A 24,913-nucleotide genomic window follows, 5' to 3' on the forward strand; every position below is an offset into this window, starting at 1 on the left:
GGAGGTCCCACCGCATGAGCGTCACCGTCCGCATCCCCACCATCCTGCGCACCTACACCGGCGGGCAGGCCGAGGTGTCCGCCGAGGGCGCCACCCTGGCCGAGGTCATCGCCGACCTGGAGAAGAACCACACCGGCATCGCGGCCCGTGTGCTGGACGACCAGGGCAAGCTGCGCCGCTTCGTCAACGTCTACGTGAACGACGACGACGTCCGCTTCGAGCAGGGCCTGGAGACGGCGACGCCGGACGGCGCGGGCGTCTCCATCATCCCGGCCGTCGCGGGCGGCTGACGGCCACTCGGCGGAGTGTTCCTTACCCTCGGTAAGGGTGAACACCGAGAGTTCATCGAATTGCCCTCTCCGTGAGAGAAACGGAGGGGGCAATTCTGCATGGTTGAGCAGGGTAGAGTTGGGGAACGTGCTCCCGGTTTCCCCACCGGGGCCTATGAGTTCTTGCCGTACACCCGGCAAGAAGTAGCCAAAGTGTGCAGTGCTTTTGCGCCATTCACTCCTTTTGTCGGGCCCGACTTGCCCTGAAGTCGGGTGAATTCTTCGTACATTCCCGACCGGTCATGCCCGGATTTCTCGTCCGATTGACCTGTTGCACACGGCAGTTGGACAGATACATTCAGCCGCGGTCGACGCGTTCCGGCGCACGCCCCCAACCGTTGGGGGGTGAGGTCTGACCCGGATCCGCGAAGTGTGGATCTGTGCAAGGGCCAGTAATAGGGGAGTTAGGCATGGCTCAGGGCACCGTCAAGTGGTTCAACGCGGAGAAGGGGTACGGCTTCATCGCGGTCGACGGTGGTGCGGATGTATTCGTCCACTACAGCGCCATCCAGATGGACGGCTACCGCACCCTGGAAGAGGGCCAGCGGGTCGAGTTCGAGATCTCGCAGGGGCAGAAGGGTCCGCAGGCCGACATGGTCCGCGTGGCCGGCTGAAGTACGCGCCGACGACTGAACTGTTCGACGTGTCGAGGGGCCTGTATCCCACCCGGGATACGGGCCCCTCGGTCCGTCCGGCCCCGAACGCCGCCCGGCACCTGAACCCGGCCTGACCCAGGCCGCAGCCGCGTCCGGCGCGGCGCCCACCCGTCTCCCGCCACCCCCCCTGAACGAGCCCGCTTCGCGGGCGCGCCTTGCGCCCACCCGTCTCCCGCCACCCCCCTGAACGAGCCCGCTTCACGGGCGCGCCTTGCACTCGGGGGGGTCGAGTGCTAATCATTGGCGTTAGCACTCTGAAGGTGAGAGTGACAATGATGGACCGGGTCGGTGAGGCCACGGACCGGGTGGGGCAAGGAACCACCGGCCGGGGCCGTCCGTCGCGGGCGCGGGCGCGGTCCGAAGTAATCACCCCCAGTCCTGGGAGGACCACTTCACATGGCCAAGATCATCGCGTTCGACGAGGAGGCGCGGCGCGGCCTCGAGCGCGGCATGAACCAGCTCGCGGACGCCGTCAAGGTGACCCTCGGCCCGAAGGGCCGCAACGTCGTCCTCGAGAAGAAGTGGGGCGCCCCCACGATCACCAACGACGGTGTCTCCATCGCCAAGGAGATCGAGCTCGAGGACCCGTACGAGAAGATCGGCGCCGAGCTGGTCAAGGAAGTCGCCAAGAAGACGGACGACGTCGCCGGTGACGGTACGACCACCGCGACCGTGCTCGCCCAGGCGCTGGTCCGCGAGGGCCTGCGCAACGTGGCCGCCGGTGCCAACCCCATGGCCCTGAAGCGCGGCATCGAGAAGGCCGTCGAGGCCGTCTCCGCCGCCCTGCTGGAGCAGGCGAAGGACGTCGAGACCAAGGAGCAGATCGCCTCCACGGCCTCCATCTCCGCCGCCGACACCCAGATCGGCGAGCTGATCGCCGAGGCCATGGACAAGGTCGGCAAGGAAGGCGTCATCACCGTCGAGGAGTCGCAGACCTTCGGTCTCGAGCTGGAGCTCACCGAGGGCATGCGCTTCGACAAGGGCTACATCTCGGCGTACTTCGCCACCGACATGGAGCGTATGGAGGCCGCCCTCGACGACCCGTACATCCTGATCGCCAACTCCAAGATCTCCTCGGTCAAGGACCTGCTCCCGCTCCTGGAGAAGGTCATGCAGTCGGGCAAGCCGCTGCTGATCATCGCCGAGGACGTCGAGGGCGAGGCCCTGTCGACCCTGGTCGTCAACAAGATCCGCGGCACCTTCAAGTCCGTCGCCGTCAAGGCCCCGGGCTTCGGCGACCGCCGCAAGGCCATGCTCGGCGACATCGCCATCCTCACGGGCGGCGAGGTCATCTCCGAGGAGGTCGGCCTCAAGCTGGAGAACGCGACCCTGGACCTCCTGGGCCGCGCCCGCAAGGTCGTCATCACCAAGGACGAGACCACCATCGTCGACGGCGCCGGCTCGGCCGAGCAGGTCGCGGGCCGGGTCAACCAGATCCGCGCCGAGATCGAGAACAGCGACTCCGACTACGACCGCGAGAAGCTGCAGGAGCGCCTGGCGAAGCTGGCCGGCGGCGTGGCCGTCATCAAGGCCGGTGCCGCCACCGAGGTGGAGCTCAAGGAGCGCAAGCACCGCATCGAGGACGCCGTCCGCAACGCGAAGGCGGCCGTCGAGGAAGGCATCGTCGCCGGTGGCGGCGTGGCCCTGCTCCAGGCGTCCCAGGTCTTCGAGAAGCTGGAGCTCGAGGGCGACGAGGCCACCGGTGCCGCCGCCGTCAAGCTGGCGCTCGAGGCCCCGCTGAAGCAGATCGCCGTCAACGCCGGCCTCGAGGGCGGCGTCGTGGTGGAGAAGGTGCGCAACCTGACCCCGGGTCACGGCCTGAACGCCGCGACCGGCGAGTACGTCGACCTGGTCAAGGAAGGCATCATCGACCCGGCGAAGGTGACCCGTTCCGCGCTGCAGAACGCCGCCTCCATCGCCGCGCTGTTCCTCACCACCGAGGCCGTCATCGCCGACAAGCCGGAGAAGGCCGCCGCGCCCGCCGGCGGCGGCATGCCGGGCGGTGACATGGACTTCTGAGCCTGACACCAGGCTCGGACCCGGTCCGTTCCACCGAGGGCGGCACTCCCTGATCGCAGGGGGTGCCGCCCTCGGGCGTTTTCCGGGCCGGTCACGTCCGCCGGCCTCGCGGGGCGGACGGGACGTCCGCAACAGGCCCCGGTCAGCGCCCCGAAGCCAGCCAGTCGGCGGCGCGCCGCAGCTCCACCGGGGTGCGGGGCCGCACGGCCAGGAGACGCTCGGGGCGGCGGAGGAGCGAGCGGTGGCCCGGGGTGGTGCGGGCGGTGGCGAGGAGCCAGCCGGCGAGGGCGTGGCGGTCGTCCGGTGCGCGGCGCAGCTCCTCGGCGTACAGGCGCCCGGCTGTTTCGTGGTCGCCGGCGGCGAGGCGGGCGTCGGCGGTGACCGGGGCGCCGGGCGGAGCGCAGTAGAGGGGGATGCGGGAGTCGGCCCAGGGGGAGTGCTCGCCGGTGAGCGCGGGCCGGTGGAGCGAGGACGGCGGGGGCGGGGTGCCGTCGCGGAAGGCGCCCGAGAGGGCCGACCGTTCCGCCTCGCCGCACCGCAGGTTGCGCAGGCGCCATTCGACGAGGTGGCCGAGGGCGGCCTCGCGTGCGCGGGCGGCGATGCCGGGGGCGACGGGCTCGCGGAGCCAGGCGTCGAGCGTGGCCGCGAGGCCCTGCAGCAGGCGGGTGCCCGGGGCGGTGAGCACGGCCCGGGTGAGCAGGGTGCGGACGACGAGCCGGGTCTGGAGGCGGCGCAGGGCGAAGTGGAACGTCGCGAGGTCGGGGTCGGCCGCCTTGTCGTCCATCCGGAGGCGCCAGAAACCGGTGACGCCGGTGAAGGCGTACGCGCCGTGCAGCAGCCCGGTGAGGGGGCGGGGGTCGGGGCGCCAGGGCGCGTAGTGGGTCTCCGCGCCGTCGTCGTCGAGCAGTGGGAAGAGGTGGAGCAGCGCGCCGAGTTTGCTGTGCTGGAACTCGTGGACCATGGCTTCGGCGAGGTCGAGCCCGTTCGCGGGCCGGGAGATCACCATGGAACCGAAGGCGTCCTGCGTGGTGGCACTCAGCAGGAACGTGTCGTCATGGACCGGGGCGGAGGACTTGCCGGTCCAGGGCACGATCCGGCGCACCTCCGCGATGTGCAGTCGGCCCGGCTCGGGTCCCGGGGAGCGGAGGACGGACGCCGCTTCGCCGAACATCCGCTGCCAGCTCTCCGCCTCCGCGTCGTCCACCGGCCGGGGTGGGACCGGTTCGTCGAGGTCGCGGTACGGATCGAGGTCGTCGAGCCAGATCGACGTACGCTCGAAGCTGCGCAGCGGGATCCAGTCGTCGCTCCTCGCCCCGTCCAGCGGACGGACCGTCACCGACCGGCGACCGCAGGTGAGGCGCAGACGAGGGCCGCGCAGGCGTGCGACGGCCGTGACGGTCCCGTCGGGGCAGCCGCCCAGACGCACGAGGCCGAGCGTCGGCAGGGCGACCTCGCCGCCGCGTACGGGCACGACGAGGTCGGTGTCGAGCCCGGCCCGGATCCGGGCGACGAGACAGACGAGGAAGAGGTGTCCGGCGTCCGCCCACAGCGGCGGTCCGGCCGCGGTGCCGTGCAGGCGGCGGAGCATGTGCGCGGTCCAGCAGCCGATCTGAGGGCTCATCAGCAGGGCCTCGGCCGTGTCGGGACGCGCCTCGGCGGCCTCCGCGATCAGCCGCCAGGCCGTTGCCGCCGTGCCCAGCCCGCGCAGTGCGTCCGGGTGCTCGTCGAGCCGGTCGAGCAGCTCGGCCAGCAGCATGAGGCGCCGCGTGCGTTCGGCCTGTACGAGGAACTCGACCGCGTCGGCCGAGCCGCCGCCGGAGGCGAGTTCGTCGAACCAGCGACCGGGCATGCGGAACCGGCCGTGCTGCCGCCGCGCCATCTACGCGACCCTGCCGCCGCCCGAGGGATTGCTGCTGCCCATGGCATTGCTGCGGGCACGCCGCGTCTCGGAGAGCAGCCGCTCGTTGCGCAGCGCTGCGGGGACGGCGCGGAGCGCGGCCAGGCTCACTCCGGTCAGATCCGTCAGATCGGATTCGACATGGCCCGGAAGGGCCGTACACCCCGGATGGTCGGCGCCGGTCGGCTCGTGCAACGCACTTCCCCCTTCGTGTGCCTCACTCCTGCGCCCTGAGCTCGCGCCCGCTCGCGACGTCAGGTCCTTCCATGATGACGAACCGGAGTCGCCTCGGAAAGCCCATGCGATCAAGCCAGTCGATCACGCGTCAGATGCCGGCCGCGGGCTGCCGTGGGCCCGCGCAGTCTCGAACGGCCGCCTCCAGAGCCGTCGCCCGTGCCTCGTCGTCGTCCAGCAGGGTGACCGAGTCGTACAGCAGCCACAGTTCGCCGGACTGCCGGCTCAGGGCACGGACGATGCCGATGAGGTCGGTGCGGGGCGTGCTGTGCCGCCGCATCCGCTCGACGGTCCTGGTGCCCAGCTCCGCGACCATCGTCTGGCGTTGCTCCGGGTCCTCCATCATCGGGTACGCCAGCAGAGCCGTGAGCAGCCGTGCCACCGGTGTGTGCGACGGGTTCCCGGCCACGGGTGGCGACATGTGGTCGCTGCGCTGCGGGCTGTGGAAGGACAGCACCGGCAGCTGCTCGGTGCGGCGCCCGGTCCTGAGCCGCTCGACGCGTTCCCGTACCACCTGGAAGAGCGACTCCGGGTCCGGCCACGGCCCGGGGGACCCGTTCAGCGCGTCGAGGACGCTGTCCGAGAACAGGCCGGTACCGCGGGCCGGGTCGTTGACGGCCCGCTGGCCCCGGGACGCCGCCAGCAGCAGCGCCTGGTGGTGGACCTGGACCCGCTGCCCCGTGGGCAGGGTCTCGGCGGGCAGGCTGTGGTGGAAGCCGTGCTGTTCCTCGAAGGTCTGGCAGGCGTCCACGATCCAGGTCTGACGGGTGAGGCCGGGCAGCGCGTCGCTGGCCAGGGATCTGCGCATCGATTCCAGATCCAGGTTGCGCTTGTCGGCCGTGGTGGCGTCCGCGCAGAACAGCCGCAGCCGCTCGTCCCGGTCGAGCACGCCGTGGCCGCCCCACCACACCCACAGCCTCCCCGAGCCCAGGGCGGGGAGCCGGGAGACGAGGAGGCGGCGCAGCGTGCCGTGGTCGGCCGGCAGATGGGGGGTCGTCGTCTCGGCCAGCGGACTGAGGCAGAGAAGGATGTTGCCGTCCGGTACGCCGTGGCGCAGCAGCCAGTCGCGGAAGCGGAGCGCATCGCGTGCCGGTCCGGGCAGCTCCCAGGCGGAACCGGCGGCGTAGCGCTCGATGCCCACGACGAGGGCGAAGGTCCGTTCGGGAGCGGCGGAGCCGGTCACGGCAGCCGCCCGGCGATCGCGCGGTAGACGGCGCGGTTGGTCCAGTAGGCGCTGTGCGAGGCGGGGAACGGCTGCCCGTTGTCGACCTCGATGTCGGTGACGCGTCCGGGGAAGAGCGGGGCACCGACGTAGGCCAGCAGATCCCGAGGGTCGTACAGATTCAGCCAGTCGGGCATGTGGGCCGGCAGCGGTTCGGGGTGCACGAGCGCGGGCAGCGCGCCGCTCTCGTAAAGGAAGGGCCCCTGCGATCCCACCGTGATCAGAAGTTCGACCTGGGGGAGGGGGGTCCCGATCAGCGTCTCCAGGGCGATGATCCCGCCGAGGCTGTGACCGACGACGACCACCGGCGGCTCCAGCTCCCCGACCGTTTCTCTCAGCCGTCGGCGCAGGGGCTCCCCGCGGGCCAGGTACAGCATGATGTCGGCGGCCGCCGGATGCGCGGCCTCGGTGAGCGCCCGCCGACGGCGCACCGCGTGGCGGGTGGCCAGCCGCAGCGCGGGGCGGGCGAGCAGGGCGCCGACGCCCCGTTCGGAGCCCTCGGGGCGGGCGCCCATGTGCTCGGTGAGCGCGGCCACCGCGGCGTCCCTGGCAGCCCCGTCGGGGACGACCGGGGCATCCTCGGCGAGCGCCGAGGAGAGGGCCGCCGCCACGAGGGCGCGGGCGAGCAGCCGTGCGAGGTCGTCGTCGTCGGGCACGGCCGTGGCGGCGGGCCCGAGCAGCGGGGTGCGGGACAACTCGGTGACGGCCGCCCGGAGGTGCGGACCGCCGAGCCCGGTGCCGGTGGCGATGTCGTCGACGTGCCCGTCGAGAGCGGCGAGCAGCGCACGGGGGCGCTCGACGGGCAGCGGTGCGCCGGGTGGCAGTTCCTCGCCCGCGCCGCCGCCGGCCGCGGCCGGCGCCAGCTCCGCCAGGGGGTCGCGGTAGAGCTCGGCCCAGGCTTCCGTCTCGTCGCCGTCGGCCACGGGCCCGCCGCGGCTCCTCCCCCCGGAGTACGGGACGGAGAGGCCGCCGGCGCCCAGCGTCGCGCCGAGCTGCCCTCCCCAGTAGCAGGGAGACGTCCGGGCGGAGGGGACGAGCTCACGGAGCCCCGTCGAGAAGCGTTCGTAGAGGGCGGAGAACCCGGGCTCCCGTACCCCCGTGCCGTGAATGAACAGGACTGTCGTCATTCAGCCGCCCCCCCGTGCCACCGTGACTCGATCACGCTACGCAACGTTCCGTCAACTTAGCAGTACCCTGAAAAAGTTGCCCCGCCATGCGGGGGAGCAGCGATCTGGCGCCTGGTCTGCATCCACCTGCCGAGGCACTTGGCCCGGCACCGGACTCCACAGGGGGAGCTCATGAGCTCTGAGGTGATGATCACTCATCTCGTCGGTGCCACCGCCCTCATCCTTCTCGTCGCCCACACCGCGGGCTGGCTCGCGAGGCGCTTACGTCAGCCGACGATCATCGGCCAGCTGATCGCGGGCATCGCGCTCGGGCCGACGATGCTGACGGGGATCTCTCCCGGACTCTCCGCCACCCTGTTCCCCGAGCAGATCGCACCCGTGCTGACCGGGATGTCCCAGATCGCCCTCGTGCTCTTCCTCTTCGCCGTCGGCTACGAGCTCGACCTGCGCATGCTCGGCGGACGCGCCCGCACGGTGCTGGCCGTGTCCACCGCCGCCTTCCTGCTGCCCATGGCGGCCGGGACGGGTGCGGCGCTGCTCTTCCACGAGCAGTTGGCGAAGCTGGGCGCCCCCGAGGAGCTGACGGCGGCCTCGGTGCTCTTCTTCGGCGTCGCGCTGTCCATCACGGCGGTGCCCGTGCTCACGGCCATAGTCCGGGAGAACGGGCTCGCCGGGACCGTGCCGGGGATCGTCGCCGTGTCCGCGGCGGGCCTGATCGATGTGATGGGCTGGACGGTCCTGATCGGCACGCTGCTCGAATCCGACGCGCACGGCGGGCTCTCCTGGCAGGTGCGACTGCTGCTGGCCGCGCTGTTCACCGCGGTGATGCTGCGCGTCGCCCGGCCGGTGCTGCGTCGCCTGCTGTGGCGTGCCGAGGTCGATCCTTCGATGCGGCTGGCCGTACTGGTGGGCTTCGCCTTCGCGTCGGCGTGGGTGACCAACGCGCTCGGACTGCACGTCATCTTCGGTGCGCTGCTCGCCGGGGTCGTCACCCCCCGGGAGCGGGGCGGCACGCTGGATCCCGATCTGGTGCGCCCGCTGCACGACATCGGCCTGCTGCTCCTGCCCTTCTTCTTCGTGGTCTCCGGCAAGAGCGTCGCGATCGGCGGGCTCGATGCCACGGGGGCGGTCGCGCTGCTCGCGGTGACCGCGCTCGCGGTCACCGCCAAGGTGGTCAGCGGGACGGTCGCGGGCCGCTGTTCGGGTCTGGACAGGCATGACGCGAGCACGGTCGGGGTGCTGCTGAACACCCGTGGCCTGACCGAGCTGATCGCGTTGAACGCCGGCCTCCAGGCGGGGCTGGTGCGCGGCCGGCTCTACACGGTGCTGGTCCTGATGGCTCTCCTCACGAGCCTGATCACCCAGCCCCTGCTGGTCCTGGTCGGCCGTCTGCGGGAACGCGCGGAGCGCTCCGGCAGGTTGCCGGTGCCCCCCGCCGGCCGGCTGTCCGACGACCCGGCCCCCGCTCCGGCCGTGGCCGATGCCGTGCCGACCGAAGCCCCGCACATGATGCCGCCGCATCCGAGCGACACGGCCGGTGGCTCACTGCCGTCGACCGCGCCGGGCGGCCTCTGAGACCACGCGGCGCGGTCGACGCCGGACCTGGGGCCGGGCGCCCCGGGTCCGCGCTGCCGCCTACAGCGGCATCGGCGCGATGTCGCACTCGATCCGCTGGTGGAGCCGGGCCGCCGCCAGCCAGGGATGATCGGGCCCCAGGACCCTCATGAAGCCGTCGACGGCCTCGGCGTTGAGGCCGTCGGCTTCCTGGATCCGGCCGAGCCCGCGCAGGTCGAGAGCCAGGTTGGCGCGGCAGGAGAGGGTCAGGGGGTGATGGGGGCCGCACGCCTCGACCAACTTCGGCAGGTTCTTCTCGTCGATGCCTCTGGCCGTGTCGAAGTCCAGCCTGGCGTAGTGGTTGTTCGCCAGTCCCAGCACGGCGGTGAGGGTGAAGGGGTGCTTGTCCCCCAACGTCGCGCGGAAAGCCTCCGAGGCTTCGGTGTCCAGGGCCTCGGCGGCGTCGATCTCCCCCAGGGTGCGCAGGGTCGCCGCGAGGTTGGTCATCGTGGTGAGCGTGTACGCGTGCCCAGGGCCGAGCGTCGACCGATAGTGCTTCAGGGTCTTCTCGCCCAGGTCCCGGGAGCCGGCGAGGTCCCCGCGCAGCCGCCGGTCGACGGTGGCGTTCACGGCGCAGGCGAGGGTGTCCGGGTACTCGGCGCCGTACCGCACCGTGAAGCGTTCGAGCGTCTCCTCGGTGAGTTTCGACGCCTCCTGGAGCGCGCCGTCGCGGCGCCGGCACACGGCGAGGTTGCGGGCGGCGCGGATGGTGGCCGCGTTGTCCTCGCCGAAGACGGTGCGGTAGATCCGGTAGGTCTCCTCCTGCATCACCCGGGCGGCCGGGTAGTCGCCGTCCTCGCGGACGTCGATGGCGAGACCGTTGATCGTGTTGAGGGTGAGGTTGTTGGCCGGCCCGTACAGCGTCTCCCACTGACGGGCCGTCTCCTCGTCCAGCGCGCGCGCCGCCGCGAACTCGCCGCAGCCGCGCAGCGACACCCCGTAGCTGTGGGCGGCCAGCAGGGTGGGCGGCTCCTCGGGACCGAACAGATCGCGGGCGCGGCCGTCGGCTTCCTCGTCCAGAGCGCGGGCGGCGGTGAACTCGCCCTTGTACCGCAGGGCGCCGGCCATCTGCGTCATGGAGTCGATGAGGTCCTCCTCGGGGACGGAGTCCCGCCGGGAGATGTCGAGGACCGTCTGGTTGATGTCCAGGGCCTCGGCGACCTCGCCGATCTGGAGGAGCAGGAAGGCCAGGTGTTTGCCGATCAGGAGGACCTGGGCGTTCTCCTCCCCCGACTGGGCGTTCCAGGCGGTCCACGCCTCCCGCGCCATGTCGGCGCCGGCGGTGTGCGCGCCCCAGAAGTACAGGTAGAGCACCATGGAGGTGACGAGTTCGCGGACCCAGGGGTCGGGGCTGCGGACCGCGCCACTGGCCAGCACGTGCGGCAGCAGGGCCTGGTAGGAGGGCCACTGGTCGGGTGAGCCGGGGGAGCCGGGTTTGGCGTTGGCGAGCAGCACGTGCGCTGCGCTGCGCCGCGCCGTGGTCTGCTCCGTGCCGAGACCCGCGGCGAGCACCGTCTGCATCAGGCGGTGCATCTGCAGGGTGCCGTTCTTGTGGTCGAGCTTGATCAGCGACAGCTTGCTCAGGTCGCGGGTGGCTCGGGCCAGGAGCACCGGGTCGCGCAGGATGGGGTCGAGTTCCGGTGTGATGTCGACGTTGCGGGTGCCGCGCAGCATGCTCAGCGGGATGGGCTCGGGGGCCATGCAGGCGCAGATCTCCAGCAGCTGCCGGGCGGCGGGGTTGCTCTCGGCCAGCTGGTCCAGGGAGATGTTCCACGCGGCGGCGACGGAGACCGGATAGTCCGGCGAGGGGTCGAGCTCCAGGATGCCGGGCCTGCGCTGTTCGAGCAGTTCCAGGTACTCGGTGACGGGCATGCCGGTGGCGGCGTGCCAGGCGCCCGCCTGCTCGATGGCGAGCGGCAGGTCGCCGAGGGCCTCGGCGAGCCGGTCGGCCTCCTCGGTGCTCAGGTCTCTGGCCCTGCGCTGCAACAGGGCGATGCTCTCCGCGCGTTCGAACACGTTGACGGTCAGGGGCCTGGCGACGCGCTCCCAGTCGCGGTTGCGCGAGGTGACGATGATCTTCCCGGGGCCGCCGGTGGGGAAGTAGGCCCGGACCGCGTCGATGTCCTCGGCGTTGTCGAAGACCAACAGCCAGTTGTCGTAGGGCTTTCCGGTGCGCAGCGCCTCGCGGACCGCGGGCACCGCCGTGTTGGCCTGCGGGCCGACGTCCAGGTTCAGGGCGCGGGCGAGGTCGACGAGCGCGCCGAGCACGAGGTTGTCGCGCTCGGCGGGGATCCACCAGATGACGTTGTACTCGTGGCTGTGCCGGTAGACGTACTCGATGGCGAGCTGGGACTTCCCGACCCCACCCATGCCGTGCAGAGCGTGGGGGAGCACCGCGGCGGTCTCCTCCGCGCGCAGTTGTTCCTCGACGGCTTCCAGCAGGCTCTCCCGGCCGGTGAAGTTGGGATTCTTCGGCGGGACGTTCCCCATGACCCTCGGCTGACCGGAGCGGACGAAGAGGGGTTGGGCAACTTTGGACTCCATGATGGGCTCAGCCTTCCGGACCTCGGCATCAGAGGGTTGGGGGGTGGTCGTCGGCACACGTGCTCCAGGCGGTTCGCTGTCGTTCGGGGAGATCCGGGTGGTCTTCTGGGCGCTTATGCCCGCTTTGGGTGGCTGGTCTCCTCGGACATGGGGAGAACCACCCGGTGCGGTGACGACAGGGGAGGCTCCGCCGACGCCGACGGGCCCGACGCCGACCCCCGCGGCGACGCGTGAGGCCCGTCGCGCATAGGGGCCCGCGAGCGCCTTGAGCACGGCGAGTTCGAGGCGCACCCAGGACCGGTTGGCGGGCGTGGTCTCCGGCAGCGCGGCGCCCTCGGGGTCCCGGAGCGCGGCCCGCAGCCGCTCCCCCCGGCCGCCTCCGCTGGGCAGATCGGCGAAGAGGTTCACCAGCCGGGCGAGCTGACTGCGCGTCCCGGTGGCGAGGAGGGCCTCGCGGATGCCCTCGGCGAAGTCGGGCCGGCCGTCGCCGCCGGGGTCGCCCCAGTCGACGAGACCACCCATCAGGATCTCGGCCACGTGCTCGGGCCCCGCCTCGGGCAGGGCCCGGTGGCGCAACTCCTCGATCAGTTCGAACTCGAAGGGCACCGCGGCCAGCTGGACGGCCAGCCGGCGCGCGGTCGGCGTGGCCAGTGAGCAGAAGCGGCGCACGGCCGCGTCGGCCGCGGCGGGTCCGGCCGGGCGCGGCGCACGCAGCCCGGGCGTCGGCCTGCCCCTGGCCATGCTGCCCGCGTCGACGAACGGCAGCGCCGTGAGCGCGCCGCGCTCTCCCGCGACGAGGCCCGCCCAGGCCGCGAAGGACGCGGGTTTCAGACTCAGCACCGGGACGGGAACACCCGGCCTCGGGATCTCCTCCGAGGGGGACGCCCACGCCGGCGCGTGCTGGTCGATGCGGGTGTTGGGCGCGCCGAACCCGCCGGCACCGAGTTCGGCGTGGTACGGGTGGATCGAGGAGCGGTGCCACAGGTAGGTGGGCAACAGGTGCACCAGGGCGGTGGGGCCACTGCGCGCGAGCCGTGACAGCAGGTCGTCCGCCGCCGGGCTCGCCCAGCCGTGCGCCAGTCCGTCCGTGACGAGAAGGTGGACACGCGCCCCCCGCGCGTCGATCAGTTCGCCGGGGTCGCCGGGGCGGCCCCCGGACCAGCGGAGCCGTGCCCGACCCCGCGGCGGTAACTCCAGCCCTGCCGTGCGCACATCCCGGAAGGCGCCGCTGCGGACGGCCTCCACGGCGATCGCGGCCGCCCGGTCCTCCCAGATCCGCATGGTGGGCGCGCGATCCACGAGCAGGACGAGGTCGAGGGCCTTCTCGGCGGCGGGCCGCAGGTAGGGGACCCACAGGTTGTCGGAGATGCCCTGCCGGGCCGTGCGCTCCTCGTCCAGCTCCTTGCGGGCGCGGGCGGGCACCGTGCGGCTCAGCCCGTGCAGCGCCTTGGCGAGGCGAGGCGGCGCCGGGCGCGGCCCCGGCCGTGGTCGCGCGGGGGCGTCGGCTCGCGGGCCGACGGCCCGCACCCGGTCCGGCGCGGCGGACTCGCCGTCGGAGGCGGAGACGGCGGAGACGGCGGAGACGGGCACAGCGGGGTCACGAGGCGGCGGCCCCGGTTCACCGGTCGGCGTCGGGTTCGCCGGGGTGGTGGGAGGAGGTGTGACGGGAGGCGTCCGGGGCGTGTTCTCGGCCCGGGGCCGCTCCGGCTCCCGCTCCGTGGGCTCGTCCTGCCCTGCCGCCGGAGGCCGGGCGGAGTCCGCGCGGGCGGCAGCGAGCCAGACGGCGTCGGCGATCTCCTGCCAGGTCGGACCGTCGACGGAGGACCCGTCCGCCCTCTCGTGGCCGTCGGGTGCGCGCTCCCTGGGAATGCCGTCCATCAGCGGCCTTTCGCGAGGTCGCGCAGCAGCATTTCAATCAGCTTACGCCCGTCGGCATCCGCCTGGAAACTACCAGCCGTGGTCAAGTGGACGGCATTCAGCAACTGGTCGACGGACTGCGTTCCTCCGTTGCGCAGCCGGCGTTCGAAGTCGTCGACGAGCGTGTCCACCCCTTCCGGCCTGCGGCGCAGATGGCTGACGACGATCGAGATGAGCTGTTCGCGGCTCGGCGCGCGCATCTCGAGGGGCAGACAGCGGCGACGGAACGCGGCCGGAAACTCACGTTCGCCGTTGCTGGTGATGACCACGACGGGGAACTCACGGCACGCGACCCGGCCACCGACGATCTCGGCGCGTCCACCCGGGTCGTCCGTGAAGACGTCGGCCGTGGGCAGCGCGCTGCGGACCAGCTCGGGGATGTCGTAACTGCCGTTCTCCAGGACGTGGAGCAGATCGTTGGGCAGGTCGATGTCGCTCTTGTCGAGCTCGTCGATCAGCAGCACGCGCGGCCGCCGGTAGGCGAGCAGGGCCGTGCCCAGCGGGCCGAGGGTGACGAAGTCGCCGAGAGAAGGGGCCCGTTCGGGCGAGGGGGCCGCCGGATCGGCGGCGGCTTCGGGAGAGGGGTCCGCTCCGGCCCGCCAGGCGGCAATGGCCTGGGCGCGGCCGATGGAGTCGTACTCGTAGAGCCCGTCGCGCAGTGTCGTACGGCTGACGATGCTCCACGGCAGAACCCGCCCCAACCCGAGTTCGCGGGCGATCAGATAGGCGAGCGTCGACTTGCCCACTCCGGGCGGCCCGGTGACCAGCAGCGGACGGCGCAGCAGCAGCGCGGCGTTGACGGTGTCGATGTCCTCGTCCCGCAGGTTGGGCCCGGAGCCGTGCGTCCCGAGGCGCCGGTGGACCGCCCGTTCGTCGTCGGGGGCGGCGGGCTGGACCGGCTCGCCCGTGAACTCGCGCCAGGGCGGCGGGGGCGGAAGGGCCGGGGGCTCACCGGTGGGTGCGGCACCGGTCGCGTGGAAGAACCGCCAGGACGAGCGGTCTCCCGTCCCGTCGCTCTCGGCGGTGTCCCGCTCGTGCTCGTTCTCGTGCTCGGTCAAGCCGGCACCTCCTCGCAGTCGATGAGCCTGAACGGGTCGTCGTAGAAGAACGCCACGTGTCTGCCCGGAAGCTGCGGGCCGTTCTCGTCCGTCTCGGCCTTGGTGCGGAGCCGGTGGATCGTGACGGGCAGCTGGGCCGCGGGATATCCGATCAGCATGGTGAGCTGCGCCGGGATCTGCTGGTGCGCCGGGTCCCGGCGATCCCACAGGGCCACTCCGATGCCCTCGGCGATGGCGGCCTTCAGCGGCTCCAGCGCCTGCCCCTCGAGCGCGGGAGCGCTGAGCGTCACGGCGGTCAGCTGCTGGTCCGCCACGAGTTTGTTGCGCCAGATCCGCAGTCCGGTCGTCCGGTCGTCGTCCGTCCAGCTGTGGGGTCGGGCCACGGCGGCCGCCTTGAGGGACTTCCAGCGCAGGCGCCAGCGGCGCAGCTGCGCCGGGTCGCGGGTGCGCATCCGTTCCAGGCTGCGCAGATGGACGTAGTAGCGGAGCCCGATGGGTACGGGGCCGGAGGCGTCGATGTCCATGTCCAGGCCCGCGACGTCATGGTTGAGCAAGGCGAAGGGCAGGACGAACTCGACATGGATCGGGCTCGTGTCGTCGCCGGCGCTGTCCGCGTTCGCCCAGAACTCCTCGCCGCGTCGTGCCGCCCGTTCCACCGCGGCGCCCAGCGTCTCCATCGTGGCGCGCTCCACGCTGCCCGACAGGGGGTCCCAGTATCCCGCGGTGCGGTTGACCCAGTGCCGTACGAAGATGTCGGGTGACCCGTCGTCGGCGGGGTCCACCATGATGGTCAGGCACCGGGGGATCTCCCGGTCGGGAAGCCTCGCCGCCTCGATCTGCTCGCGGCGCCGCAGCAGCGCCTCCCGGGCGCCGGTGTTCGCCGACCAGGTGTCGCACCACTCGCGCAGCCGGTGCCGGTCGCTCTCGCCGGGCGTGAGCACGGCCGTGAACTCCAGCAGGACCACGGTGGGCGGCAGCCCGTCCGCCTGGGCGTTGAGATCCAGCAGATGGTCGAAGAGCTGGACCGGGGTGAGGTGGCGCGGGAGGTCCAGCCGTAACTCATGGGCCAGCCGGTCGCGCAGCTCTTCCCGGTCGACACCCGTGTGCGCGGCGAGCAGCGCGCGGGCGGCGTTCACGTCCTTGTCCTCGAACGCCTCCCTCAGCGGGAGCGGGACGTTCGGCTCGGGGTTCCAGGCGCTCAGGACGCGCTCGCGCACGGCGCCCGCGACATCGCTCCCCTCGTGCAGACCCACCGCGTAGAGCAGTGCTTCGACGCCCACCTCCAGGTCCTGCCGGTCCCGTAACGCCGCCTGTACGAGGACGACGGCGTCGTTGCGGGCGTCCCTGCCCGGCAGGTCCACGGGGTGCTGCAGGTAGTCGCCGACCGTCTGCCCGAAGAGGACCCGTTGGCCCGGGTCCCGAACGCAGTCCAGCGCGCACAGCTCTTCGACGAGCGTCAGGTGCAGCTGGGCCTTGGGCGGCGGCAGCCGTGGCGCGCTCAATGTCACCGACCATCCCCCAGAAGTCGGCATGATTCCCCTTCTCGGTCCGCGAAGTTACCACGTCACTGTCATTGCCAGCAGGAAAACTGATCAATCGTCAAACGGCCGCCCCTCGCGTCGGGCGGCGCATCGTCGAGCACGTCCGGGACTTCTTCGAAGCCGGGGCGGAGACGAGGCGAGGCGGCCGCGGCCGCGGCCGTGCACACGTGTCCGAGATCACGCGGAAGGGTGCCCGGGTGCCGGAATACCGCGTCGCGGGAGCGGTTGAGGTGTACGTGTGCCATCGGTGCAGCGTCCACATACCAACTGGTTCGCTGCTCGGCCGGCCCCCTGTCCGTTCCCCGTCGAGGAGCTCACCCACGTGACCGTCTCCGCCTCCCCGTCCCGCGCGGCCGAGATCCTCTCGCGGCCCGTCACGCTCAACGGCCTGACCGTCCCGAACCGCATCGTCATGGCGCCCATGACCCGCCAGTTCTCGCCGGGCGGCGTCCCCGGCGAGGACGTGGCCTCGTACTACGCGCGCCGCGCGGCCGCCGGCGTCGGCCTGATCGTCACCGAGGGCACCTATGTGAACCACGCCTCGGCCGGCCAGAGCGACCGCGTCCCGCGGTTCCACGGCGAGGAGCAGCTGGCCGGCTGGGCGAGGGTCGCCGAGGCGGTGCACGCGGCCGGCGGCACGATCGTGCCGCAGCTGTGGCACGTCGGCATGACACGCAAGGCCGGCGCCCCGCCGTTCCCGGAGGCGCCGGCCGTCGGGCCGTCCGGCATCCGGCTCGACGGCACCGAGGGCGCGGGCAGGGCCATGACGCCGCGGGACCTGGACGACGTGATCGCGGCCTTCGTCGAGGCGGCCGCCGCGGCGGAGCGGATCGGCTTCGACGGCGTGGAACTGCACGGCGCGCACGGCTACCTCATCGACCAGTTCCTGTGGGCGGGCACCAACCGCCGCACGGACGGGTACGGCGGCGACCTCGTGGCCCGCACGACGTTCGCGACGGAGATCGTGGCGGCCGTGCGCGAGGCGGTCTCGCCGTCCTTCCCGGTGATCTTCCGCTTCTCGCAGTGGAAGCAGGAGGTGTACGACGTCCGGATCGCCGACACCCCCGAGGAGCTGGAGGCGATCCTCGCCCCGCTCGCCGCGGCCGGAGTGGACGTCTTCCACGCCTCCACGCGCCGCCACTGGCTCCCGGAGTTCGACGGCGTCGATCTCAACCTGGCGGGGTGGACCAAGAAGCTCACGGGCAAGCCGGTCATCACGGTCGGCTCGGTGGGGCTGGACGGTGACTTCCTGCGCGCGTTCCGGGGCGAGGGTGCGCCGCTCAAGGGCATCGACGGTCTGCTGGACCGCCTGGAGGCGGGCGAGTTCGACCTCGTCGCCGTCGGCCGCGCGCTGCTCCAGGACCCCCACTGGGCACGGAAGGTCCTCGAGGGCCGCTTCGACGAGCTGAAACCGTACGACGCGGCGTCGCTGAAGACGCTGAGCTGACCCTCCGCTCCATCTCCGGGGGGAGGGAGGGGGACCCATACAGTTTCCCAGGATTTAACTTGCTTAAGTCAATCAATCCGATTAGGTTGCCTGAGTCAAGTACGCCTGTCGTCCGACGGAGGACTCCTGCCATGTCCGACGAACCTTCCCGGCCCGCCGCGACCGCGGAAGCCCCGCCGCCGCGCCCGAACACCGTGGTGGCGGTGCTGGCCTTCGCCGGAATCGTCGTCTCGCTGATGCAGACCCTGGTCATCCCGATCGTCACCGAGCTGCCGCAGCTCCTGCACGCCTCGCCGTCGGACACCGCCTGGGCCATCACCGCCACCCTGCTCGCCGCCGCCGTCGCCACCCCCGTGACGGGCCGCCTGGGTGACATGTACGGCAAGCGCCGCATGCTGCTGTTCAGCATGTGCATGCTGGTGGTGGGCTCCGTCACGGCCGCCCTCAGCGACTCCCTGACCCCGATGATCGTCGGACGGGCGCTGCAGGGCCTGTCCTCCGGGGTCATCCCGCTCGGCATCGCCATCCTGCGTGACGAGCTGCCCGCCGAGCGGCTCGGCTCCGCCACCGCGGTGATCAGCGCCTCCCTCGGCGTCGGCGGCGCCCTCGGCCTGCCCACCGCCGCGGCCATCGCCGACACCTTCGACTGGCACGTGCTGTTCTGGACCTCCGCGGCCCTCGGCGTCGTGGCCGCCGTCCTCGTCCTCGTCCTCGTGCCCGAGTCCGCGGAGCGCACCGGCGGGCGCTTCGACCTGCCCGGCGCCGTCGGCATGGCGGCCGGCCTGATCTGCCTGCTGCTGGCGATCTCGAAGGGCGCCGACTGGGGCTGGGCGAGCGGCACCACCCTGGGCCTGTTCGCGGCGGCCGTCGTGGTCCTGTCGGTGTGGGGCGTCTACGAACTGCGCGTGGGCGAACCCCTGGTGGACCTGCGCACCACCGCCCGCCGCCAGGTGCTGGTCACCAACCTCGCCTCGGTGGCCATCGGCTTCGCCATGTTCGCGATGTCCCTGGTCATCCCGCAGGTCCTGCAGATGCCCGAGCAGACCGGCTACGGCCTGGGCAGGTCGATGCTCACCGCGGGCCTGGTCATGGCGCCGTCCGGCCTGGTGATGATGGCCCTGGCCCCCGTGTCCGCGATCGTCTCCCGGGCCAGGGGCCCCAAGGTGACCCTGATGATCGGCGCCCTGATCGTCGCCGCCGGCTACGCCCTCGACATCGCCCTCATGGACCAGGTGTGGCACTTCGTGCTGGTCTCCTGCGTCATCGGCGCCGGCATCGGCTTCACCTACGGCTCCATGCCCGCGCTCATCATGGGCGCCGTGCCGCCGTCCGAGACGGGCGCCGCCAACAGCCTCAACACCCTGATGCGGTCCATCGGCACGTCGGTCGCCAGCGCCGTCGCCGGGGTCGTCCTGGCCCATATGACCATGTCCCTCGGCCCCGTCACCCTGCCCTCCGAGGACGGCTTCCGCACCGTCCTGATCACCGGGGTCGCCGCCTCCCTGCTCGGCTTCGTCATCGCCGCCTTCATCCCGCGCCGCCGCCCGGCCGACGCGGAGCCGGCGCCCGCCTCCGGCGGCTCGGGCGGGCGGGCCGCGGAGGTGTCGGAGGCCAAGGCGTAGGGCCTCCACGATCGCCGGGCGGGGGAGGAGGCGGGTGTTCGGCACGGCCGTGCCCGGCCGCACGGCGTGACTGCCGTGGGGCCGCCCGCCTCTTCGCCGGCGTCGTCTGCGACGGGCCGGCCCCAGCGGCCTGAGTCGTTCCCCCACCGGATCCGGATCGACGCTCGGGCCCCGTCGTGGAGCCGCTGCCCGCGGGAGTCCCGGCCGGACCTGCCCGGCCGGGTCGTCGGTGCCCGGGGTGAGGCACCCGCCGCGGCCGGGCTGTCCACCGTAGGGGTGGAGTTCGGTGCGCGCACGGACGGCGCGGTCGGACGCTCCAGGGCGGCCGCCGACCGGTGCGGTGACAGTGCAGAGACGTGCCTGCAAGGGAGGGCCGGCGCACCGGGGGACCGGGGCACCCAGGAGGGAACCGCGAGCAACAGATGTCATGGGGCTCCTTTCTCGAGCAGCCCGAGGGGCACATCAGCGCCCGAGCCGCACAGAAGGGGGATGGGGGAGGACGGGGTGAGCACCCGCCTCGACGGACGGGCGGACCCTACGCTTGAGGAAGGACCTTCTCGTCACCTAGAGCAATGGATCATCACTCTGAGTAATCATGGCGCGCAGGTCGGTCGGGCACAACATCCCGGAACCACATGTCGGCGTGCGCCGGGCGCATCCCAGGCGTGAGCCGCTCGTTCGGTGCCAGGGGAGCTTCCGTGCGCGCCTGTGACATGTATCGATGTCACCCCGCGCGCCGGCTGTACCAACCCTTCTCGGCCGCTGCCCCGGCTTCCGGGGCCGCCCCTGCCGCCGCCCCTGCCGCCGCTGCCCGTCCGAAGCCGAAGAAGTACGTCGCCGCGAAGCCCACCAGATAGCCGGTCAGCAGCCCGCCCGCGTAGATCGCCGCTGTCAGGGGCAGGCCGCCCGTGCCCGTCAGGAGCGGGAACAGGGCCCAGCCCGACGGGCCGATCGCCGTCGCCCCCACCTCGTCGCCGAGCATCGCGAAGCAGCCGACGAAGGCGCCGCCCGCCGCGCCGCCCGCGCAGGCCGTCAGGAACGGGCGGCCGAGCGGGAGGGAGACGCCGTAGATCAGTGGTTCGCCGACGCCCAGCAGACCTGCCGGCAGCGCGGATCTGATCGTCGAGCGGATCGAGGCGTCGTGGCGGAGGCGGACGTAGACCGCCAGGGCGGCGCCCACCTGGCCGGCGCCCGCCATCGCCAGGACGGGCAGCAGGACGGTGGAGCCCTGCTGCTCGATGAGGGTGGTGTGGAGGGGGATCAGGGCCTGGTGCAGCCCGAGCATCACCAGGGGCAGGAAGAGGCCGCCCAGGACCAGGCCCGCGAACGCGCCCGTGGTGGACAGCAGCCAGGTGGCCGCCGTGCCGATCGCGGTGGCCGCCGCACCGGCCGCGTACATCAGGACGTACAGCGTCAGCAGGCCGGGGACGAGGACCGTCAGCGTGGGGGTCACCAGGACGTCCAGAGTCGCCGGGACCCGGGTGCGGCACCACTTCTCGACGTACGTCGCCAGGAGCGCCGCGGCCAGGGCGCCCAGGACCCCGCCCTGGCCGGGGGACAGCGGCTCTCCGAACACCGTGACCTTTGCGACGCCCGGGTACACCACGACCGCCGCCACCGCACCGCCCAGCACGGGGGTGCCGCCGAACTCCTTCGCCGTGTTGTGGCCCACGAAGACGGCGATCAGGGCCATGAAGCCGGAGGAGAGGGCGGCGAGCGCGGGGGTCAGGGACGGCAGCAGGCGCAGGTTCTGGCACAGGCCGGCCGCGCCCGCGATGACGCCGCAGCCGACGAGGGCAGGGATCAGCGGGACGAAGACGTTCGCCACGCGGCGCAGCAGCAGCCGGCCCGGGGTGGCGTTGCGCCGTCGCCGCGTCTCCCTCAGCTCGGCGCCGCGGGCGGCCAGTTCGGCCGCCCCGGGCCGGACGAGCGTCTCGAACTCGGCGGCGACCCGTGCCGCCGTCCCCGGGCCGAGCACGATCTGGTACGTGTCGTCGTCCACGACTCCCAGCACGGCGGGCACCGCCCGCAGGCCGGGCTCGTCCACCAGGGAGCGGTCGGCCAGGCCCAGCCGGAGGCGGGTCATGCAGTGGGCGACGGAGGTGACGTTCGCGGGGCCGCCGATCAGGGGGAGGAGCGCGGCGGCGGTGGCAGCGTGTGGGGTACCGGTCACCTGACGAGCGTGCGGGTCGGCGGGCCGTCGTCGCGGGAGCCGCGCGCGGGCCGCGCCGGGTCTCCTCCGGAAGGAGGCCCGCCGGTCGGCGGGCCGTCACCGCTCCCGTCGACGGGCCCGCCCCGGCCCTCGGTCGCCCGTCCGTTCCAGCGCCGTGCGCAGATGCCCGCCGCTCTCCGCGAGCAGCCGCGCCGCCGAGGGGCCGTCCACGCCGCCCAGGATCGTCAGGATCGCGTTCTTGACCTCGCCGTCCGTGGCCGCGAGGGCGTCCTGGATCTCGTCGTCCGTCGCGCCCGTGGCCAGGGCGACGATGCGGTGGGAGCGGGCGCGCAGCTTGTCGTTGGAGGCGCGGACGTCGACCATCAGGTTCCCGTACGTCTTGCCCAGGCGGATCATCGTGATCGTCGAGAGCATGTTGAGGACCAGCTTCTGCGCCGTGCCCGCCTTCAGCCGTGTCGACCCGGTCAGCAGTTCGGGGCCGACCACGATCTCGATGCCGTGGTCGGCGGCCGCCGCGAGGGCGCTGTGCGCGTTGCAGGACAGGCCGATGGTGAGGGCGCCGTGCGCCCGGGCGTGCTCCACCGCGCCGACCGCGTACGGCGTGCGGCCCGAGGCGGAGACGCCGACCACCGTGTCGAGGGCCGTCAGGTCCAGCGCGTCGAGGTCCTGCGCGGCCAGTTCCCTGGAGTCCTCCGCGCCCTCGACCGACGTGACCATCGCGTCGGGGCCGCCCGCGATCAGGCCCACGACCCGTGAGGGATCGGTGTCGAAGGTCGGCGGGCACTCGGACGCGTCGAGGACGCCGAGCCGCCCGGCGGTGCCCGCGCCCGCGTAGACGAGCCGGCCGCCCCGGGCCATCCGCGCCGCGACGGCGTCGATGGCGGCCGCGATCTGCGGGAGCCGTGCGGCGACCGCGGCCGGCACGGTCGCGTCCTCGGCGTTCATGAGCCCGGCGATCTCGAGTGTGGGAAGCCGGTCGATGTCGGACAGCTCGGGGCGGAACGCCTCGGTGGTCAGCGTCTCCAACTGGGCGCGGAGTTCACGGGGGTCGGAAGTGGAGGTCATCGAAGGCGGCTTTCCTCGGTGCGGCACTGCTCTAGGAGGCGGACGGGCGGGACCAACGCCCCGGCAGGCACCGTTCGCCCGTCGAGGAGCGGCGTCGTGGGGGTCCCCCCGCTCGAGCGGGGGAGCGTGCCGGGCGTCGCGTCGGGGCGAACGTTGCCTGCCGGGGCACTAGCGCTGCGTTCCGCGGGGGCGGTGGCGGTGCGCCAGGGCCTCGTACGAGGCGGACAGGGCGGGCGCGGCGGTCTCGTACGTCCGCTGGGCCACGCCGACGAAGAGGCAGTCCACGACGAGGAGCTGGCTCGTACGGGACGACATCGCGGCCGGTCGCAGCTCGCTCTCGCGTGCCGTGGAGGTGGTGAGCACGTGGTCGGCGTACTGCGTGACCGGCCCGTCCGGGCGACCGGTGATCGCGACGGTGGTCGCGCCGTGCTCGAAGGCGACGCGCAGGGGTTCGATGACGTCGCCGGTGGAGCCGGAGTGCGTGATCGCTATCGCCACGTCCCTGGCGCGCAGTTGCACGGCGTTGGTCACGGCGAGGTGCGGGTCGCTGGGCGCGTGGGCTATGAGCCCTATGCGCAGCAGCTTCTGCACGAGATCCTGGGCGACGAGCCCGGAGGCTCCGATGCCGTACACGTCGATGCGGCGGGCGGTGGCGAGCGCGGCCACGGCGGCGCCGAGCTGCACGGTGTCCAGTCCGGCGGCCGTGTCGGCGAGGGTCTGCTGCTCGTCGTAGGCGAGCTTGGCGACGACGTCCGCGATCGGGTCGTCGACGGCGATGTCGGCGGTGACGGACGGGGCGCGGCCCGACTGCTGCTGGGCGGCGAGGCCCGCGAGGGCGAGACGCAGGTCCCGGTAGCCGGGGTAGCCGAGGAGGCGGGCCGTGCGGACGACGGTGGCCTCGCTGGTCCCGGTCAGCTCGGCCAGCCCGGTGACGGTGAGCGCCGCGCACCCGGCCGGGTCGCCGGCCACGGCCTCGGCGACGCGCTGCATGGACCGGGTCATGGAGGGTGCGAGGGTCCGCACCTTGGCGGCGAGCGCGGCGGGCGCGGGCGGCGCACCCGGCCCCGCCGGCCCCGCCGGCCCCGCCGGCCCCGCCGGCCCCGCCGGCCCCGCCGGCCCCGCCGTCCCCGCCGGTCCGGCCGTCCCCGCCGTCCCTGCCGGTCCGGCGAAAATTTCCTTCACGTCCTGGGTCACACCATGAAAGATATTTTCCGTTCGGACGTATGGTCAAGAGTGCGCACAATGGGTGCATGGAGCCCATCAGTCCGCTCGAACAGGCGCTGCACGCGGCCCGTGCCCTGGTGCTGGCCGATCTGATCGCGGGCGAGGTCGTGGAGGCCGACGTCGTCTCGCTGGTCGAGGACTCCGTCGCGCAGCGGCGGTGGTGGGTCGAGCAGTGGCCGGACGGCGCCGTCTATGTGGCCGGGCTGGTCGCCCAGGACGTCCAGGACGCCCTGTTGGAGCGCTACGGACGCTGGCCGCTGTGTCCGGTCTGCCCTTCCGGTCATCCGCATGCGCTGGACGTGGAGCCCGAGCTGGGCCCGGACCCGCACTGGGTGTGCCACAAGGTGGGCGTGAGGGTCGCGGCCGTGGGGTCGCTCGGGAGGGCGACCGGCGGCACGGCGTCCTCGTGACGACCTGCTGAGTCCCGCCCGCGCGAGCCGGCCCGCTGCTCAGTCCGACAGCATGTCCAGCTCGGCGGCGAGGTTGTACCGGGCCGTGGTCTCCCACGCCGCCTGTCCCAGCGGGGTGCGGAACAGCCGTGGCAGGGCGAGCAGTTGGCGCAGGATCGCGGAACGGCCCTCGTGGAAGGCGTCGTTGGGGACGAAGCCGTACTCCTCGCGGACACCGGCGGCGTAGGCGGCGTACGCGGAGGGGGGTGCGGCGAGGATCGCGAGGTCGGCGTCGCACAGGACCTGCCCGTTCCGGTCGTCGTCCGCGGGGTCGTGGCCGACGGTGAGCCGTACCAGGCGGGCCACCTCGGCCGTCCCGGCGCGGGACACACCGGCCTCGGGCAGGGCGCGTTCGGCGAGGCGGGCGGAGCGCTCCTCGTTCTCGGAGCGGTCCGGCAGGTAGACGGCGTCGTGGAACCAGGCGGCCAGGCGGACCAGGTCGGGGTCGTCGGCGTACGCCTGGAGCGCGTCGACGTGGTCGAGCACCGCCGTGAGGTGCGTGAGCGTGTGGTAGTGGCGCTGCGGCTCCTGCCAGCGGGCGAGCAGGTTGTCGGCGTACGGGGCCGGGTCGGGGCCGCCGCCCGGTCCGCGGACTCCTTCCAGGGCGCCCGCCCAGCGGGCGCGCAGCGCGTCGAGATCGGCCATGCGGCCATTCTCCCGCAGGCGCCCGCAGCACTAGTTGTATTGCCCTGTGAGGTTGGGAACGCGGCTGGCGGGTGGCTGGCCTTTCAGCGCGGTGTGTCCGCGGTGGTGATTGTAGGTGTGCAGCCAGCCG

General features: G+C 72.7%; 18 protein-coding genes. 7 read left to right on the forward strand and 11 right to left on the reverse strand.

What is annotated here, in order from left to right; genetic code table 11:
* The first annotated feature begins 14 nt into the window (after positions 1 to 14).
* The 3 genes from ACFYMU_RS02620 to groL all read left to right on the forward strand — a co-directional run bounded on the left by ACFYMU_RS02620 (position 15) and on the right by groL (position 3,004).
* Positions 15 to 290, forward strand: a complete 276-nt coding sequence (locus ACFYMU_RS02620) for a MoaD/ThiS family protein (protein WP_159667017.1) — start codon at positions 15 to 17, stop codon at positions 288 to 290.
* Between the two features lie 449 nt (positions 291 to 739).
* A complete protein-coding gene (locus ACFYMU_RS02625) occupies positions 740 to 943 on the forward strand; it encodes a cold-shock protein (RefSeq protein ID WP_003986833.1) in 204 nt (67 codons plus the stop codon).
* A gap of 438 nt (positions 944 to 1,381) precedes the next feature.
* Complete coding sequence (groL, locus tag ACFYMU_RS02630) at positions 1,382 to 3,004, forward strand: chaperonin GroEL (protein ID WP_388366900.1); 1,623 nt, start codon at positions 1,382 to 1,384, stop codon at positions 3,002 to 3,004.
* A gap of 142 nt (positions 3,005 to 3,146) precedes the next feature.
* On the opposite strand, the gene ACFYMU_RS02635 is transcribed toward groL, so the two are convergent.
* The 4 genes from ACFYMU_RS02635 to ACFYMU_RS02650 all read right to left on the reverse strand — a co-directional run bounded on the left by ACFYMU_RS02635 (position 3,147) and on the right by ACFYMU_RS02650 (position 7,484).
* Positions 3,147 to 4,883, reverse strand: coding sequence for an HEXXH motif domain-containing protein (locus tag ACFYMU_RS02635; RefSeq protein WP_388366902.1), 1,737 nt, complete (start codon positions 4,881 to 4,883; stop codon positions 3,147 to 3,149).
* Complete coding sequence (locus ACFYMU_RS02640; protein WP_388366904.1) at positions 4,884 to 5,096, reverse strand: aldo/keto reductase; 213 nt, start codon at positions 5,094 to 5,096, stop codon at positions 4,884 to 4,886. It abuts the gene before it with no gap.
* Between the two features lie 130 nt (positions 5,097 to 5,226).
* Positions 5,227 to 6,318 (reverse strand): caspase family protein, encoded by a 1,092-nt coding sequence (locus ACFYMU_RS02645; protein ID WP_388366906.1) that lies wholly within the window; start codon positions 6,316 to 6,318, stop codon positions 5,227 to 5,229.
* On the reverse strand, positions 6,315 to 7,484 hold the full coding sequence (locus ACFYMU_RS02650; protein ID WP_388366908.1) for an alpha/beta fold hydrolase: 1,170 nt from the start codon (positions 7,482 to 7,484) through the stop codon (positions 6,315 to 6,317). The genes ACFYMU_RS02645 and ACFYMU_RS02650 overlap by 4 nt, the downstream gene beginning before the upstream one ends.
* Positions 7,485 to 7,655: 171 nt before the next feature.
* Here ACFYMU_RS02650 and ACFYMU_RS02655 point away from each other — a divergent pair, with 171 nt between their 5' ends.
* Positions 7,656 to 9,059 carry a cation:proton antiporter gene (locus ACFYMU_RS02655; RefSeq protein WP_388366910.1) on the forward strand — a complete coding sequence of 468 codons (1,404 nt, stop codon included), beginning with the start codon at positions 7,656 to 7,658 and terminating at the stop codon, positions 9,057 to 9,059.
* A 60-nt stretch (positions 9,060 to 9,119) separates the two neighbouring features.
* Here ACFYMU_RS02655 and fxsT read toward each other — a convergent pair whose 3' ends face one another.
* Genes fxsT through ACFYMU_RS02670 form a run of 3 tightly spaced genes read right to left on the reverse strand, consistent with a single transcriptional unit; the run spans position 9,120 to position 16,125 of the window.
* A complete protein-coding gene (gene fxsT, locus ACFYMU_RS02660; RefSeq protein ID WP_388366911.1) occupies positions 9,120 to 13,520 on the reverse strand; it encodes an FxSxx-COOH system tetratricopeptide repeat protein in 4,401 nt (1,466 codons plus the stop codon).
* The gene (locus ACFYMU_RS02665) at positions 13,520 to 14,617 is read right to left on the reverse strand and encodes an AAA family ATPase (RefSeq protein WP_388366913.1); all 1,098 of its coding nucleotides are present in this window, start codon (positions 14,615 to 14,617) and stop codon (positions 13,520 to 13,522) included. The genes fxsT and ACFYMU_RS02665 overlap by 1 nt, the downstream gene beginning before the upstream one ends.
* Positions 14,614 to 16,125, reverse strand: coding sequence for a hypothetical protein (locus ACFYMU_RS02670; RefSeq protein WP_388366914.1), 1,512 nt, complete (start codon positions 16,123 to 16,125; stop codon positions 14,614 to 14,616). Before ACFYMU_RS02670 ends, ACFYMU_RS02665 begins: the two co-directional genes overlap by 4 nt.
* A gap of 355 nt (positions 16,126 to 16,480) precedes the next feature.
* Here ACFYMU_RS02670 and ACFYMU_RS02675 point away from each other — a divergent pair, with 355 nt between their 5' ends.
* Both ACFYMU_RS02675 and ACFYMU_RS02680 read left to right on the forward strand, forming a co-directional pair.
* A complete protein-coding gene (locus ACFYMU_RS02675) occupies positions 16,481 to 17,605 on the forward strand; it encodes an NADH:flavin oxidoreductase (protein WP_388366916.1) in 1,125 nt (374 codons plus the stop codon).
* A 131-nt stretch (positions 17,606 to 17,736) separates the two neighbouring features.
* The gene (locus ACFYMU_RS02680) at positions 17,737 to 19,227 is read left to right on the forward strand and encodes an MFS transporter (RefSeq protein WP_388366918.1); all 1,491 of its coding nucleotides are present in this window, start codon (positions 17,737 to 17,739) and stop codon (positions 19,225 to 19,227) included.
* 724 nt (positions 19,228 to 19,951) lie between these two features.
* On the opposite strand, the gene ACFYMU_RS02685 is transcribed toward ACFYMU_RS02680, so the two are convergent.
* The 3 genes from ACFYMU_RS02685 to ACFYMU_RS02695 form a co-directional block, all read right to left on the reverse strand.
* The gene (locus ACFYMU_RS02685; protein ID WP_388366919.1) at positions 19,952 to 21,400 is read right to left on the reverse strand and encodes a PTS transporter subunit EIIC; all 1,449 of its coding nucleotides are present in this window, start codon (positions 21,398 to 21,400) and stop codon (positions 19,952 to 19,954) included.
* 96 nt (positions 21,401 to 21,496) lie between these two features.
* A complete protein-coding gene (murQ, locus tag ACFYMU_RS02690) occupies positions 21,497 to 22,465 on the reverse strand; it encodes an N-acetylmuramic acid 6-phosphate etherase (RefSeq protein WP_388366921.1) in 969 nt (322 codons plus the stop codon).
* Positions 22,466 to 22,633: 168 nt separating this feature from the next.
* The gene (locus ACFYMU_RS02695; RefSeq protein ID WP_388366923.1) at positions 22,634 to 23,659 is read right to left on the reverse strand and encodes a MurR/RpiR family transcriptional regulator; all 1,026 of its coding nucleotides are present in this window, start codon (positions 23,657 to 23,659) and stop codon (positions 22,634 to 22,636) included.
* Positions 23,660 to 23,715: 56 nt separating this feature from the next.
* Between ACFYMU_RS02695 and ACFYMU_RS02700 the strand changes: the two genes are divergently transcribed.
* Complete coding sequence (locus ACFYMU_RS02700; protein ID WP_388366925.1) at positions 23,716 to 24,099, forward strand: hypothetical protein; 384 nt, start codon at positions 23,716 to 23,718, stop codon at positions 24,097 to 24,099.
* A 39-nt stretch (positions 24,100 to 24,138) separates the two neighbouring features.
* Here ACFYMU_RS02700 and ACFYMU_RS02705 read toward each other — a convergent pair whose 3' ends face one another.
* Positions 24,139 to 24,783, reverse strand: a complete 645-nt coding sequence (locus ACFYMU_RS02705) for a hypothetical protein (RefSeq protein ID WP_388366927.1) — start codon at positions 24,781 to 24,783, stop codon at positions 24,139 to 24,141.
* Positions 24,784 to 24,913 lie beyond the last annotated feature (130 nt).

This window comes from Streptomyces sp. NPDC007264 (assembly GCF_042869095.1).
In the GTDB taxonomy this organism is placed as follows: domain Bacteria; phylum Actinomycetota; class Actinomycetes; order Streptomycetales; family Streptomycetaceae; genus Streptomyces.

What these genes read in the sequence shown, in the direction of transcription:
- ACFYMU_RS02650 (WP_388366908.1), bottom strand. Translation starts at nt 7,484, where the DNA reads ATGACGACAGTCCTGTTCATTCACGGCACGGGGGTACGGGAGCCCGGG.
- ACFYMU_RS02700 (WP_388366925.1), top strand. Translation starts at nt 23,716, where the DNA reads ATGGAGCCCATCAGTCCGCTCGAACAGGCGCTGCACGCGGCCCGTGCC.
- ACFYMU_RS02620 (WP_159667017.1), top strand. Translation starts at nt 15, where the DNA reads ATGAGCGTCACCGTCCGCATCCCCACCATCCTGCGCACCTACACCGGC.
- ACFYMU_RS02635 (WP_388366902.1), bottom strand. Translation starts at nt 4,883, where the DNA reads ATGGCGCGGCGGCAGCACGGCCGGTTCCGCATGCCCGGTCGCTGGTTC.
- ACFYMU_RS02625 (WP_003986833.1), top strand. Translation starts at nt 740, where the DNA reads ATGGCTCAGGGCACCGTCAAGTGGTTCAACGCGGAGAAGGGGTACGGC.
- groL (WP_388366900.1), top strand. Translation starts at nt 1,382, where the DNA reads ATGGCCAAGATCATCGCGTTCGACGAGGAGGCGCGGCGCGGCCTCGAG.
- murQ (WP_388366921.1), bottom strand. Translation starts at nt 22,465, where the DNA reads ATGACCTCCACTTCCGACCCCCGTGAACTCCGCGCCCAGTTGGAGACG.
- fxsT (WP_388366911.1), bottom strand. Translation starts at nt 13,520, where the DNA reads ATGGACGGCATTCCCAGGGAGCGCGCACCCGACGGCCACGAGAGGGCG.
- ACFYMU_RS02680 (WP_388366918.1), top strand. Translation starts at nt 17,737, where the DNA reads ATGTCCGACGAACCTTCCCGGCCCGCCGCGACCGCGGAAGCCCCGCCG.
- ACFYMU_RS02655 (WP_388366910.1), top strand. Translation starts at nt 7,656, where the DNA reads ATGAGCTCTGAGGTGATGATCACTCATCTCGTCGGTGCCACCGCCCTC.
- ACFYMU_RS02705 (WP_388366927.1), bottom strand. Translation starts at nt 24,783, where the DNA reads ATGGCCGATCTCGACGCGCTGCGCGCCCGCTGGGCGGGCGCCCTGGAA.